This window comes from Hydrotalea flava (assembly GCF_001623405.1).
Classification (GTDB): domain Bacteria; phylum Bacteroidota; class Bacteroidia; order Chitinophagales; family Chitinophagaceae; genus Hydrotalea; species Hydrotalea flava.
Genome location: NZ_LUHG01000003.1, coordinates 1 through 13,130 on the forward strand (window position 1 = coordinate 1; position 13,130 = coordinate 13,130).

At 37.3% G+C, this 13,130-nt stretch carries 13 protein-coding genes, 1 tRNA gene and 1 pseudogene; 1 reads left to right on the forward strand and 14 read right to left on the reverse strand.

Annotation, left to right across the window (positions count from 1 at the left end):
* Nucleotides 1-741 precede the first annotated feature (741 nt).
* The 10 genes from A0F92_RS00025 to A0F92_RS00070 all read right to left on the reverse strand — a co-directional run bounded on the left by A0F92_RS00025 (nt 742) and on the right by A0F92_RS00070 (nt 11,376).
* On the reverse strand, nt 742-2,940 hold the full coding sequence (locus tag A0F92_RS00025) for a TonB-dependent receptor family protein (RefSeq protein WP_068240351.1): 2,199 nt from the start codon (nt 2,938-2,940) through the stop codon (nt 742-744).
* 496 nt (nt 2,941-3,436) lie between these two features.
* Nucleotides 3,437-4,363 (reverse strand): hypothetical protein, encoded by a 927-nt coding sequence (locus A0F92_RS00030; protein WP_068240353.1) that lies wholly within the window; start codon nt 4,361-4,363, stop codon nt 3,437-3,439.
* 133 nt (nt 4,364-4,496) lie between these two features.
* Entirely contained in the window at nt 4,497-5,054 is a 558-nt protein-coding gene (locus A0F92_RS00035) for a D-glycero-alpha-D-manno-heptose-1,7-bisphosphate 7-phosphatase (protein ID WP_068240355.1), read from the reverse strand.
* 27 nt (nt 5,055-5,081) lie between these two features.
* The gene (locus A0F92_RS00040) at nt 5,082-5,771 is read right to left on the reverse strand and encodes a nucleotidyltransferase family protein (RefSeq protein ID WP_068240357.1); all 690 of its coding nucleotides are present in this window, start codon (nt 5,769-5,771) and stop codon (nt 5,082-5,084) included.
* A gap of 100 nt (nt 5,772-5,871) precedes the next feature.
* Entirely contained in the window at nt 5,872-6,447 is a 576-nt protein-coding gene (locus A0F92_RS00045) for a D-sedoheptulose-7-phosphate isomerase (RefSeq protein ID WP_068240359.1), read from the reverse strand.
* An 11-nt stretch (nt 6,448-6,458) separates the two neighbouring features.
* Complete coding sequence (locus A0F92_RS00050) at nt 6,459-7,484, reverse strand: GHMP family kinase ATP-binding protein (RefSeq protein ID WP_068240361.1); 1,026 nt, start codon at nt 7,482-7,484, stop codon at nt 6,459-6,461.
* Nucleotides 7,485-7,511: 27 nt separating this feature from the next.
* Entirely contained in the window at nt 7,512-8,639 is a 1,128-nt protein-coding gene (locus A0F92_RS00055; RefSeq protein WP_068240363.1) for a glycosyltransferase, read from the reverse strand.
* A 4-nt stretch (nt 8,640-8,643) separates the two neighbouring features.
* Nucleotides 8,644-9,585, reverse strand: a complete 942-nt coding sequence (locus tag A0F92_RS00060; RefSeq protein ID WP_068240365.1) for a glycosyltransferase — start codon at nt 9,583-9,585, stop codon at nt 8,644-8,646.
* 7 nt (nt 9,586-9,592) lie between these two features.
* A complete protein-coding gene (locus A0F92_RS00065) occupies nt 9,593-10,102 on the reverse strand; it encodes a DUF4199 family protein (RefSeq protein ID WP_068240366.1) in 510 nt (169 codons plus the stop codon).
* Between the two features lie 11 nt (nt 10,103-10,113).
* Nucleotides 10,114-11,376 carry a dihydroorotase gene (locus A0F92_RS00070; protein WP_068240369.1) on the reverse strand — a complete coding sequence of 421 codons (1,263 nt, stop codon included), beginning with the start codon at nt 11,374-11,376 and terminating at the stop codon, nt 10,114-10,116.
* A gap of 89 nt (nt 11,377-11,465) precedes the next feature.
* On the opposite strand from A0F92_RS00070, the gene A0F92_RS00075 reads away from it, so the two are divergent.
* A tRNA-Pro gene (locus A0F92_RS00075) sits at nt 11,466-11,539 on the forward strand.
* Nucleotides 11,540-11,635: 96 nt separating this feature from the next.
* Here A0F92_RS00075 and A0F92_RS00080 read toward each other — a convergent pair.
* The 4 genes and pseudogenes from A0F92_RS00080 to A0F92_RS00095 form a co-directional block, all read right to left on the reverse strand.
* The gene (locus tag A0F92_RS00080; protein ID WP_068240371.1) at nt 11,636-11,920 is read right to left on the reverse strand and encodes a hypothetical protein; all 285 of its coding nucleotides are present in this window, start codon (nt 11,918-11,920) and stop codon (nt 11,636-11,638) included.
* A 33-nt stretch (nt 11,921-11,953) separates the two neighbouring features.
* Nucleotides 11,954-12,439, reverse strand: a complete 486-nt coding sequence (locus A0F92_RS00085; RefSeq protein WP_068240374.1) for a transposase — start codon at nt 12,437-12,439, stop codon at nt 11,954-11,956.
* 105 nt (nt 12,440-12,544) lie between these two features.
* Nucleotides 12,545-12,730 (reverse strand): DUF4372 domain-containing protein, encoded by a 186-nt coding sequence (locus A0F92_RS15975; protein ID WP_068240377.1) that lies wholly within the window; start codon nt 12,728-12,730, stop codon nt 12,545-12,547.
* Nucleotides 12,731-12,890: 160 nt separating this feature from the next.
* Nucleotides 12,891-13,130 (reverse strand): annotated as a pseudogene (locus A0F92_RS00095) (hypothetical protein); the annotation flags it as partial.

The following is a 13,130-nucleotide window of genomic DNA, read 5'->3' on the forward strand; positions in this document are numbered from 1 at the left end:
ATTGGCGATAAGTATAATCGCCTGTTAAATACTCGGCTATGATAGCCTCTTTGTTAATCTCTCTTTTTTGCATATTTTGTCCAAAATTAATTTACGAATAATCGTAAACCTATTTCAGGACAAGACACTCCATCATGATCAACCCAATTTGTTGCCAGAATTTATCTGGTTCGGAAGGTATCAAACTTGGTACTGCATAATTCTTTCCTATAACACACTTTTCTTTAGCACAATCATTCAAATTTACATTGCTTTTAATGACTCTGTTCATGGTGGGCTCGTAGCGGATATAACCAAACTTATGCAGATTAATCATACATCATGTTAAGTGTATGCATAGAATTAATGTTTGTAGTCTTTATCACGTTATCCCTATCAATTGAAATTGGGTTCTCAGCGTTATTCAAATTCCATTGCTGCAGCAATACCATGTTCAACTTCTATGGGTTATGCCTATTCTTGCATCCGGACCGTCTGTTTTATAAAAATCAGAAAGAAGAGGGGAAAGCCTATGATTAGTCATACTTTAAACACTTTTTAAAGTAGTAGATTATAAAAAAATAAAGTGATTATTCAAATTTATCAATCCATTTTTCAGTATTGAGCAATCACTGAGATCTACTTTGCAAGTTTGACATTAGCCAGAATGTTATGGAGAAGATTGCAAAAGCTGGTTAAATTAAAAATTAGAAAGCGGCAAAAATTTTCTGCCGCTTTTCTCAAATTATGTGTGGATAAACCTTACAGCTTTACTCCAAACGATATAAAGAAAGTTCTTCCATCCGCCGGTAAAGCACCAGGCCCCGGATAGCCACCAGCGCGGCGGGTAAAATATATTTCATCAAATAAATTGTTCATCCCAGCTTTTAAATTCAGCCCCTTGTTGAACTTGTATGTAGCAGTTAAGTCAACCACAGTGTAAGCTGGTATTAAGCCTGTATTGCCATTTGCAGTTGGTGTAATTGTATTATTTGCATCACTATAGGTTTCACTAACACTGCTCACCTGCGCTGTCAACAAAAATCCTTTATACCCACCAGTTATGCCGCCACGGAAAATATTAGCTGGTGCATTTTCAACTTTTTTGCCTTTGGTATTAGCGTCCTTGTGGTCGCCGCTGTATTTAGCATTTGTATACCCATACGAACCGAAAATTATTAAATCGGTGTGCTGGTTTTTGCCAAAAGCCCTTACAGGATTAAATTCAAAATATCCCTCAAAACCTTTACTTGTACTTGCTCCTACATTTGTTATTAATCTATAAGTAGCTCCCGTTGGTGTAATGGTACCAACCCGATTGTTATACTGTAGATAAAATCCGCTTACATCAAATTGCAGAAAGTTCTTCAGCTTGCCCCGGTAGCCCAAATCAATATTATATCCTTTCGCATCTTTCAAATCAGGGTCAACAACATCAGTCGTTGGGGGAGCCTGCAGATTGGCAAACTGAATAGGCCGATATGCCTGTGAAATATTCCCATAAATTTCCGTTGTTTTTGTAACATGGTATTCTGTGCCTACTCCTGCTAACAGGAAACTGCGGCTTCGGGTGATATTTTGCAAAATAATTTCTGCACCGCCGGAATTGTATCCATTGCGACCAGATGATGAACCTTCCAGCCACTCATACCGTATACCAGGAATAATTAAGAATTTATCTGTAAGGCGAAATATATTTTCGACAAAAGCGGCTGCATTCCTGGAACTAAATTCTATATCTCTTGGATAATTTCCTGTAATGCTTATATTATATTCTGTACCAGTAGTTCCTTTGCCATCTGCCAGACGCTTTGTGGTTCCCATATATAAGCGAATGCCACCGGATAATGTATTATTCATTTTTCCTAAACGATAATTCGTGATGATGCGGCTTTCTAAACCATAGTTCCTGTATTTGTCAAGATTAACTACCCTGTTGTTGTAAGTAAGTGTAGCTGGATTAATGCTGTCCTTTATAGTGATCGATTGCAAAAAACCTACACTGTTTCTGTTGCCGATAGTGCCAAATAATTTTGTGTTCCATCTTGTATTCTCGTTGAACTGATAATTGGCGATTAGCGCCGGAGTTGTCCAGGTAATATCAAACCAGTTTCTGCTTCGGAAACTTTGTTGAGCATCCTGCTCAATTTGTACATCTGTTAAACCACCCGGCTGCTGGCTGCGGATTTTTGAGCGCATTATTTCTGCTGTTAGTGAAAACTTTTCAGTGAAATTGTAGGTTATACTTCCGTAACCTGCATTAGAATAATAGCGACTGTTTTGTCTCCAACCATCTCCATTGCGATGGTCAAAGAAGGTATAGTAGTGAACTTTTCCTTTCTTTCCACCAATTGCATTATAGCTGTTAAAAAGTCCATAGCTCCCAATAGTCTGCTGCGTTTCAAACTCAAAAGGTTTGCTTATATCACTTCCATTTCGGAGAATATAATTCACCAAACCGCCAAACTGAGGTCCATATTGCAAAGAAGCCTGACCTCTTACAATTTCTATTCTTTGCACAGCCTGCAATTGAGGATTGTAATATGCTTCAGGGTAACCGAAAGGGTCCGCAGCTATATCATAACCGTTTTGCCTTACATTGAACTCCCAACTGCGGTTTGGACTTAATCCCCTTGCTGCAATACCAATTTGAATACCACTTGGGTCACTTTCCCATATATGGATTCCGGGGACTTTTGCCAGCACCTGGCGCATATTATTTGTTGCTACGTTTCCCTGCACATTGTCGAGCACAATCAGTGCATTCTTTTTTCCAGCATAAATATTGGTGCCAACAATTTCCGGCATTTGTTGATAGTCGCTCTTGCTGTTTCTGCCAACTACCGTTATATTCGGTAAGCTTTTTAAATGTGCTGTGTCGTTATTTTCTTTTTTCGATTGGGCATTGGACATGTTCAATACCAACAACATTAAACCTGATACTATATTTCTTTTATTCATGAGTGTGATTTTGATTCTGCAAATGTGCTGTACAACCTAAAATACCGTTTTTGTAAAAAGGAAATACAGTTATGCAATGCGGAAAAATTAAATGATTCAGGATATTAGCGAATGTTCAGGTAACACACTCATCTGGAAGTTATATATTGAAAATTAGTTTTATTGGATGACCTTTAGCTTGGTCTATTTTAGCATCTATTCAAAAGTTTCTAAAATGCATAACGTTAGGTGAGTATCGAGGAAAATGCAACGTAGTTTATAAATGTTTAAGGAGGAGTTATTTAACTTTAAAATAGATAAAGGAGAACCAAAGTTTTTTAAATGCGGGTTTGATGGTCTCTCATCCCGTACGCAATAAATGCCTTGTAAATGTATTATTTACGAGGCATTTTTGTTTTTGAGATGAAATGATTTTAGCTAAAAATAATGGAGGGTATGATTTTGCTCAACAAATCATGATACTCGACTAAAAAAATGTTGATTTAAGATTGATGAATTATTGGTGTTGTATACTATCCTTTTTTTGCTGTGCTTTTTCCATATTTTTTCGGGAAATTTCTTCTAAAATTTTTTCCTTCCTGTTACCTTTTTCATCTAAAATGGGTGCAGGTAAATCGGATTGATTTTTATCGAAAATGATATTTTGAAATGGATTGTTTACATAAACCCAATAACCGTTTACCCATCTAAACCCTTCATAATCGCCATAAGGAATTAAGTTATAGGCATTTTTTTCATCGGGCGATTCACTTACCAGCCGGCTAAAAATAATGGCATGGTATTTTGCATCGTAATTCATGCGTACGCCTGCATCTTTTTTATATTCTAAGTAAAACCGAAAAGCAGGTTGCGGTGGTTTAATGCCATCTGCAGGATATTTAAAATAATTGCCACCAAACTGTGGCAGACCATCGGGTTTAAATGTTAATACTTCTATCCATTTCTTCTCACTGCGTGCATTGTTTTCATCTAATCCTAACAGTGTATAATATTTTTTATTTTTATACGTAGTAAGGATAATTTTATAATATATGGCACCAATCCAGTTATTGTTGGTGCGTATGGAATCAATAGGCGATTTGGTAAATTCGGAAGCATCGAATAAAGGGAATAATTTTAAACTGCCATCTGCAGTGCGCATTTGAATGGCCCCTCTTTGCCGGTAATAAGAATAATCTTTCATTACCTGCCAGGTAAATATTCTGAAGCTGCTATCCGGCGCATATAGTTTGGAAATGTTTTGAACCGAATCGAAAGGATAATAAAATGAGTATGGTGTTTTTAATGCTTTTACAAAATTTCGTATAAATGCACTATCGGCCTGAAAACGTTCTAACCAGTCGTTGGCATATACAATATTATGCGCATCTTTTTGCAGCAGGGGTTCTATTTTTTGAATGGCTTGAATAGAAGTTGTCGGCATTTTCTGCGTGAAGGAAAAGAAGGGTAGAAGCATTAAAAATGTGATAACAGTAATGCGCATGTTGATGAAATATGCCTCTAAGATACAACACCGTTCCTGCTTATTGATTTTAATGCAAAAATGAGCGTAAATTTTATGCTTTTGTTAAAGCCTTTGTTGCATGGTATAAATCATCAAATCTTGCATCAACGAGTGGATGCGGAAATGGGATTTCAGGATTGGTGGTTGCAACAAAAATAGTATACATACCTGTATTTTTGCCAAATGCCATATCTGATAATTTATTGCCAATCATGATGCTTTTCGAAAAATCTATGTCAGAAAAATCTTCCTTTGCCTGAAATGCCATGCCGGGAGCAGGTTTTCGGTTGGGCGAATCATCCGATAAATCAGGACAAAAATAAATTTTATCTATCCTTCCGCCCCTTTCCTGTATTTCCCGCAACATATTTGTATGAATGGTATGAAGACCATCTACCGTTAACAAGCCTTTCCCAATACATTTTTGGTTGGTTACCACCACAATTCTTTTAAACAAAGGGTTCAATAATGCCAAAGATTCTTTTACACCCGGTAAAAAATGAAATTCTTGCCACGACAATACATAATCTTCTTTTTTTTCGGCATTGATTACACCATCTCTGTCTAAAAATAAAGTCCATTCCTGGTTAATGTCCGGTAAATTATTCATTCAAACTGTATTTAAGGTTGCCGATTGTTAACTGAGTTCAGCTTGTGCTTTTAAATAATCATCCGGAATGCCAATATCAATAAAATATTCATCCTGCACATAGCCAAACAACTCTCTATTGCCGGTTTTTTGTTCCAGATAATCTTTTTCAAAAGAAAATTTTTCAGGCAATTTGTTGGATAAAAATTGGGTTACATTCAATAAATATACACCCCCGTTTATCAGGCCTTTTTCTGTATATTTTTTTTCATGAAAAGCAATAATTTCACTGTTTTCATTGATGCTAACGGCTCCGTATCTATCAAAGTGTTCCATTGGTTTTAAACAAAGGCTGCAACCTGCTTTTTTGTTAAGATGGAACTGCCTAAATGTTGCATAATGCATGGTGTAAAGGGTATCTCCGTTAGTAACTAAAACATTTTCTGAATGTACAGCGGAACAGGCAAGTTGAATAGCGCCACCGGTACCTAAAGGTTCCTGCTCTGTTACAATGGTATAGCTTTCTGTTAACAGATGTTGTTGCAGGTATTCCGTAAAATATTGGTGTTTGTAGCCCAAAGAAAAAATAAACCTGTCAATACCCTGTTGCTGTAAATGGGCTATGATGTATGCAATAAATGGTTTGCCGTTTACCGGAGCCATGCATTTGGGCAAATCGGGTACAGCGCTTTTTAAGCGGGTACCTATGCCCCCTGCAAGTATAATGGCTTCATTCATGTTGTGCTTCTAAAATGATTGTGTTAAACCGGTTGCTTGTTTATAAAACCGGTGTTCTGCAATATTACCGGTGTAATAGTGAATGTAATGGGCGGTTGTTTTATGTAAACAAATTCGCTTCTACCATTTCACAAATAATATGACCCAGCATAATATGGCTTTCCTGAATGCGTGGTGTATCGGTTGAAGGCACATTGAATAAAATATCGCTACAATCTTTCATTTTACCGCCGGTGCTGCCGGTAAAGCCAATAGTTATCATTTGGTTGGCTTTTGCGGCTTCAAATGCTTTTAAAATATTGGGTGAATTGCCCGATGTACTTAAACCTATCAATACATCACCCGGTAATCCGGTGCCCTCAATAATTCGGGCATAAATTACATCATAACTATAATCGTTGGCAACAGCAGTAAGGTATGAGGTATTGCAGTGCAGGGCTTCAGACGGTAATGCTTTTCTGTTTTTATAAAAACGGCCTGAAAATTCTGCTGCTAAATGTTGTGCATCGGCAGCGCTACCTCCGTTACCACAAAACAAAACTTTGTTGCCATTTGTAAAGGCATTGGTAATAAGCTGAATGGCTTGCTCTAATTGTTGCAGCATATTGGCATCCTGCAATATGGCTTGTTTTACTTGAATAGAGGCGCTGATAATTTCTTTAAATCTGTTTTGCATAATACAATTTTTTACTGAACTGTCCAGGTGGTTAGTCCATGTTGTGTAAACTGATAGGGTTTTACAATTCCGCCAAAATTATTCAATACATCAATAACTTTATAACGGGTATTATTGGGGCAATAAAAAGTCATGAATCCACCACCGCCGGCACCACTAATTTTTCCGCCGGTAGCGCCCGCCTGTCGGGCAGACAGATAAATATCTTCAATAAAAGAGTTGGAGATATTGTGTGCCATTTTTCTTTTTTCCTGAAAACCAAAATCCAATATTTCTCCAATTTCATGTAAGCGGCCTTTTAATAAAGCCTCCTTCATCATTTTAGATTGTTCTTTCAATTGATGCATGGCTTCAATACTTTTTTCATTTTTGGCATGCACATTTTTTTGTTGCTCTTTAATAATATCTGCCGATTCTCTGCTGGTTTGCGTGTAATACAATACCAGATTATGTTCTAATTCATTCAAATACTCCTGTTTAATGCGTAAGGGATTTACAATTACTTTATCTGAAGCATAAAATTCCATGAAATTAACGCCGCCAAAAGTAGCGGCATATTGGTCTTGTTTGCCACCTGCCAATTTTAAATCGTTCCGTTCAATGTCATAAGCATAATGGGCAATATCATAATCGCCTAAGGGTAATTTCAGCATTTCTACAAATGCACCTAAAATAGCAACCACAAGGGTAGAGGAGGTGCCCAAACCACTGCCGGCGGGTACATCAACAAAAGTGGACAATTTAAAACCGGTAAGCGGCAGCCCGTAATCTTTTTGAATTCTGTTGTAAACGCCTTTGGCTAAATCTAATTGCCCGTCAATGGGTAATTGCGGCATCCATTCAAAACGTTGTTCTTCCCTTCTGTCTATGGCTTCTATAATAATACCATTTTCCTGAATGGGTTCAATAGATGCATAGGCATACAATGAAATGGTAGCATTTAAAATAGCACCACCAAATTCATCGCTGTAAGGGCTTACATCGGTACCACCTCCGGCAAGGCCTAAGCGTAAGGGAGTTTTACTTCTGTATATCATACCATTGAATGCTATGGGTATAAAAAATTAATTTTTTGATAATTGCAGCAGGGCATTGCTTAACTGAGCCCAACTGTATTTTTTCTTTTCTTCACGAAGTTGCGGTAAAAAATAAGATTCTCCTAATGTATACAGTTGAATAATACCTGCTGCAATGGCTTCCGGGTTGGGTTCCGTAATAATTCCTGCTTTTAAATGGGGTACCAAATCGGGTAAGCCGCCCACATTGGTTACCAGCATAGGTTTTTCAAAATGATAGGCCAATGGGGTAACGCCACTTTGGGTAGCATTTTTATAAGGTTGTATAACAAAATCTGCAGCACTTAAATAATATTTTACTTCGCTATCCGGAATAAATGCTGTTCGCAGATACAACTGCGGTTGTAATGCTAAGTTTTGAATGATGGCATCATATTTTTGGCTATCTTCATAAAATTCGCCGGCAATCAGCAGTTTAATATTGGCTTGTTGAATGGCAGGTTCATGCATAGCTTGCAATAATATATCAAGCCCTTTATAAGCCCTGATAAAACCAAAGAACAAAACAATTTTTTCATGTTCAGGTAAATGAAGATGCACTCTGGCCTCATTTGTAGGAACAATACTTCCAAAATTATCGTATAGTGGATGCACTACCTTTACCGCAGGCTTTTGTGTAAACTGTTTTAAATCCTGCAAAACTTTATCGCTCATGGTTACAAATCCATCTATGGCTTTGGTAAAATAACGGGTAAAAGCAGTATCACCCGGCCTTTTTTCATGTGGAATTACATTATCAGCAATACAAATAATTTTAGTGTACTTGTTAAAGCGAACGATGCGTAAAATTGTACCCAAACAAGGGCCCATGAAAGGAAGCCAGTAGCGCACAACAATTAATTTGGGGCGTATTTTTTTTAATGTCAATCCAACATAAATCCAATTAAAAGGGTTGATAGAATTAATGCAAACTTTTATAGAAATGTTTTTTGGCTGGGGTTCTGTGGAGTATTGTGTGGTGCCTGGAAATAAAAAAGAAGGATATTGTAATGCAAAAGTGTAAATAGACGTATCAAAACCTTCCTCCATAAACTGACGTGCCAGCCGTTCATTAAATGAAGCCAGCCCTCCGCGTAAAGGATGTGCAGGCCCTATGATGATTACTGATGCTGACATGCGATTAGATGCGAATTTTATCTTCTATTAAATAAACATTTCTTTCTGATGCATTGCGGGCAATCAGTTCGCCAATAAAACCGGCTAAAAATAATTGCATGCCAATGACCATTGAAGTAAGTGCAATATAAAATGAAGGACGATTGGTTAATGAAAAATCGGCTTCCATAAATTTTGCAATGATTAAATAGATGCTGCTAATGAAACCAATACTAAAAAACAAAGTGCCCCATAATCCAAAAAAATGCATAGGTTTTTTTCCAAAACGGCTTACAAAACTAATAGTAGCCAGATCAAGAAAGCCATTGATGAATCTTTCCCATCCAAATTTTGAAACACCATATTTACGGGGTTGGTGGGCCACTACTTTTTCCGTTATTTTTCTAAAGCCCGCCCATTTGGCAATGACCGGAATATAACGGTGCATTTCGCCGTACACTTCAATACTTTTTACTACCTTTTTTTTATAGGCTTTTAAACCACAATTAAAATCGTGTAAAGGAATACCGCTGCTCCATCGGGCTGCTGCATTAAATATTTTAGATGGAATATTTTTGGTAAGTGTATTGTCGTATCTTTTTTTCTTCCATCCACTCACTAAATCAAACCCATCCTGCACAATTAATTGCCGAAGTTCGGGAATTTCATCGGGCGAGTCTTGTAAATCAGCATCCATGGTAATAATTACATCACCTTGTGCAGCTTTAAAACCCTCATTCAGCGCAGCGCTTTTTCCATAATTCCGTTGAAATTTAATGCCCTTGATATTTGTATTGGCGACTGATAAGTTCATAATTACTTCCCAGCTATTATCGGTACTGCCATCATCTACCAAAATAATTTCATAGCGGTATTCATTTTCCGTTGCCACTTTATCAATCCACCGGCATAGTTCCGGTAATGATTCTGCTTCATTCAGTATGGGTATTACAATTGATATGTCCATTGTATGTTTATTCAGTAGTGGTTGTTCGATATTGTTTAGGTACTGCCACAGCTGCCAATAATGCACCCGCACCCCCGGCCAATAAAAATAATATTAATACACCTGCTAATTGTGTATTCATCCAAATTTGTTTAGCCCGGTTTACATCGTCCGGTAAATTAGTAATTGGTTCTCCATGTTGCTTAGCTGCTTCCTGCAATAAACCAATTTGATGGTCAACATAATGTGGAAACAAATAATGCATGGATATAAAATTGTATACAAAAAATAATGCAGTAGCAACGGCCACTGTTTTAAAGCCGTGGCTTAAAATCAATGAAAAACCTTTTACTCCTTTTGTTTGGTGGTTAAATAACCAGGTACTGATGAAGGCTGCAACAATAAATACCGATAAAATAATAAAGCCATACCAGGGCAGATAAATAAGTTCTGTTATCTGGCCAATGGCATTGAGCAGCATGATAAGCACAGCGATGATAATGCCTTTTTTAATATGTGATGTATATGAAACCTCCATACTTCAACTGATTAATTCAAGTGAAATTGATTTTTGTGAACAATGCCATAAACTTTTCCTGTAAGCGGTATATTGAAAAAGGGGCTATTGGCCGATTTACTTTGATTGTGCTGTGTAGTGAATACACTTCCATCTTTTGTATTGAATAAAGTAAGTTCTGCAACATTGCCCGGCATGATAGCTGCATTGGGTAAATGAAAAATACTGCGTGCACGATTACCCAGCCAATCTGCCAACAAAGCCGCATTGGTATTAGGGAATAAACTGTTTATAACGGTATAGGCTGTTTGTAGCCCAATGATGCCTGGTTTAGCATATTCAAACTCACAAACTTTTCTGTCGGTTTCCAATGGTAGATGATGCGTGCTGATACAATCAATTGTTCCCTTCAATAAGCCTTCGCGTAAAGCCAGCATATCGGTTTTTGTGCGCAATGGGGGATTCACTTTTAAATGGGTATCATAATCTTTTAAGTCTTCATCACAAAAAAATAAGTGATGCGGTGTTACGGAACAGGTAACATTTAATCCTTTTTGTTTTGCAGCGGCAATTAAATCTATTGAAGCTTTAGTACTAATACCCGTAAAATGAATGGCAGAGCCGGTATATTGCACCAGATCAATATCTCTGGCAATTATCAGGGTTTCTGCTATGGCAGGTTTGCCTGGAAGCCCTAAGCGGGTAGAAACAACACCTTCATGCATCAATCCGTGTGGTGCTATGGCCACATCTTCCGGTATCTGAATAATAATACCATTAAAAGCTTTAATGTATTGCAGCGCTTTTACCATGAGGCCTGAAGATTGTATGGGCAACAAGCCATCTGAAAAAGCCAAAGCTCCGGTTTGTTGCATATCGTACATTTCAGCCAATTCTTTTCCTTCTATATTTTTACTCACAGCACCCAAAGGATGAATAGTTATAGGGGTGGAATGCGATGCTTGCATTAAATAATCAACCTGTGTTTTATTTTGAATACAGGGAGTGGTGTTTGGTAAGGAAGCTACTCGAGTAAATCCGCCTGCTGCTGCGGCCGCTGCACCGGAATGGATGGTTTCGCGATGTTCTAAGCCTGGGTCGCAAAAATGAACGAAAGGGTCTATCCAGCCTTGCGATACCGAACAATTGGGTAATGCAATGACCTGATCTGCTTCCTGATGCAGGTTGGGTGCAATGGCAATAATTTTTCCATTTTCAATAAAAATATCCTGAATGGTACCATTGTAAGAGCTGCTATTATCTGCGATGGCAACCTGTTTTAAAAGAATTTTCATGGATTGCTGATAAAATTTTCTGCAATATAACCTGAAAAATTCTTTTGTTCCTATATTTGCCGCCACTTGGGGAAGAAACCCAATCAGTTCGGGTGGTGGCGCAGCCCGGTAGCGCACTTGCATGGGGTGCAAGGGGTCGCTGGTTCGAATCCAGTCCACCCGACTTTATTACTCAAAAGGCAATCTTGCAAAAGGTTGTCTTTTTTATTTTTGGCAGTAATACAATGGTGTTGGGCAATGGCGGAGAATAGGGTATTTATTATGGAGGTTCGAACTGTGTTATTTTTTTATCGTACACCATTCCATCAGGGAATATGAGATATTGCAACTTTTTCTTTTCCAAATATTTTGCTGTAATCCACATCTGGTTTATGTTTTTAGCAATTTTCAATCCCTTTTCAATAGCTTTTTCAAGGTTCAAACTCATGTTTTGGTTTTGTTCCAATTCCTCGCTTAATTTTCTAATAGCATTGGTATATTTTTGAGAAAACTTCTGGTATTGTTCTTTTGAAATTTCATTGATTACCAAACGTTCTTCCAGCATTTCTAATTGATGTTCAAGTTGTTTTGATGATAGCTACAATTGTATAAGTAATGATGGCGATATAGGTTTGAGTTTTAACCGCATTTGCAGAAGCATTCGTTGATCACAGAGCACCCCATTTGCTTTATCAGGTTTTTCAGAAGAGACTCTTGTAAATTTAAGATTAGCTTTTGCACGGATTACAAAAAATACATCATCCTTATCAATAGTTGATAAGCGATTAAAACCAATGTAGCCACAGTCTATGATATAATACCTACCTGTTTCAAAGGTGAGAAAATCTAATCCATTTACATCATGAACACTTGCTGGCGTGATATGCATGAAGATATGAATAGCAGTTTTTATATCAAGTAATGTGTGCAATTTAACTGCACCTTTTGCTCTTCTAAAAGTTGCCCAACAAAAAACATTTAGCCAAAGATCAATGGTAGTAGAATCAAAAACGTAAACATTCCCCTTAATTGACAAATTAAAATCAGTAGAAGAGATACATATTTTCTGAGCTTCTGCAATCATTTCAAAAATTTGGTAATTTTGTTTCTCGTTTGCTTCGGATAGATTTGATCTGGAAATACTTCTGCCAAATCCTAAATGATAGTGCTTTGTTTTATGTGCAGTTAATCAAACAAGTAGATCACGCAGGCTATTGCGATTACTTAATTGTCCAAAAATCATGCACATTAACTGGTTCCAACAAGTAAAATGCTTGACCCATTTATCTCCTTGGAAAGAGTTAACACAACGATCAAAAATTCGAGCAGGAAGAAATGTGACAATTTGAGAAAAAACATATTTGCCCTGATTCATAAACAAACTGATTTACAGTAAGTTATGAAATGAGCCATTTCAAATCGTCACCGACTTAATTTCCCATGAAACATATTTATACCAAGACTTTCAAAGAACTAATAAATATTTTTACCGGACACTAATGAATTTTGATTATAATTTTGTCAGACAATAGTGATTATTTACCAATTTTTGTTCCTTCTTTAATCCCCTCGCTGCCTTTTAACAACACCCTATCACCTGATTTTATATCGCCGAATATTTCTACCAGGCTATCTTTTACAGCACCCATTTGCACAGGAATTCTTTTAGCGTTGTTATTTTCATTTTTTATCACAAACACACCTGTTTGTGCCTGCACCACACTGCTGGCAGGCACCCACAGTGTAGGCTGTGGCCGCATGAGCTGAATTTTTAC

Coding starts and splice junctions, on each gene's coding strand:
- A0F92_RS00065 (WP_068240366.1), bottom strand. CDS start 10,102: ATGGAGGTTTCATATACATCACATATTAAAAAAGGCATTATCATCGCT.
- A0F92_RS00030 (WP_068240353.1), bottom strand. CDS start 4,363: ATGCCGACAACTTCTATTCAAGCCATTCAAAAAATAGAACCCCTGCTG.
- A0F92_RS00055 (WP_068240363.1), bottom strand. CDS start 8,639: ATGTCAGCATCAGTAATCATCATAGGGCCTGCACATCCTTTACGCGGA.
- A0F92_RS00045 (WP_068240359.1), bottom strand. CDS start 6,447: ATGCAAAACAGATTTAAAGAAATTATCAGCGCCTCTATTCAAGTAAAA.
- A0F92_RS00085 (WP_068240374.1), bottom strand. CDS start 12,439: ATGATTGCAGAAGCTCAGAAAATATGTATCTCTTCTACTGATTTTAAT.
- A0F92_RS00035 (WP_068240355.1), bottom strand. CDS start 5,054: ATGAATAATTTACCGGACATTAACCAGGAATGGACTTTATTTTTAGAC.
- A0F92_RS15975 (WP_068240377.1), bottom strand. CDS start 12,730: ATGAATCAGGGCAAATATGTTTTTTCTCAAATTGTCACATTTCTTCCT.
- A0F92_RS00040 (WP_068240357.1), bottom strand. CDS start 5,771: ATGAATGAAGCCATTATACTTGCAGGGGGCATAGGTACCCGCTTAAAA.
- A0F92_RS00050 (WP_068240361.1), bottom strand. CDS start 7,484: ATGATATACAGAAGTAAAACTCCCTTACGCTTAGGCCTTGCCGGAGGT.
- A0F92_RS00070 (WP_068240369.1), bottom strand. CDS start 11,376: ATGAAAATTCTTTTAAAACAGGTTGCCATCGCAGATAATAGCAGCTCT.
- A0F92_RS00025 (WP_068240351.1), bottom strand. CDS start 2,940: ATGAATAAAAGAAATATAGTATCAGGTTTAATGTTGTTGGTATTGAAC.
- A0F92_RS00060 (WP_068240365.1), bottom strand. CDS start 9,585: ATGGACATATCAATTGTAATACCCATACTGAATGAAGCAGAATCATTA.
- A0F92_RS00080 (WP_068240371.1), bottom strand. CDS start 11,920: ATGCTGGAAGAACGTTTGGTAATCAATGAAATTTCAAAAGAACAATAC.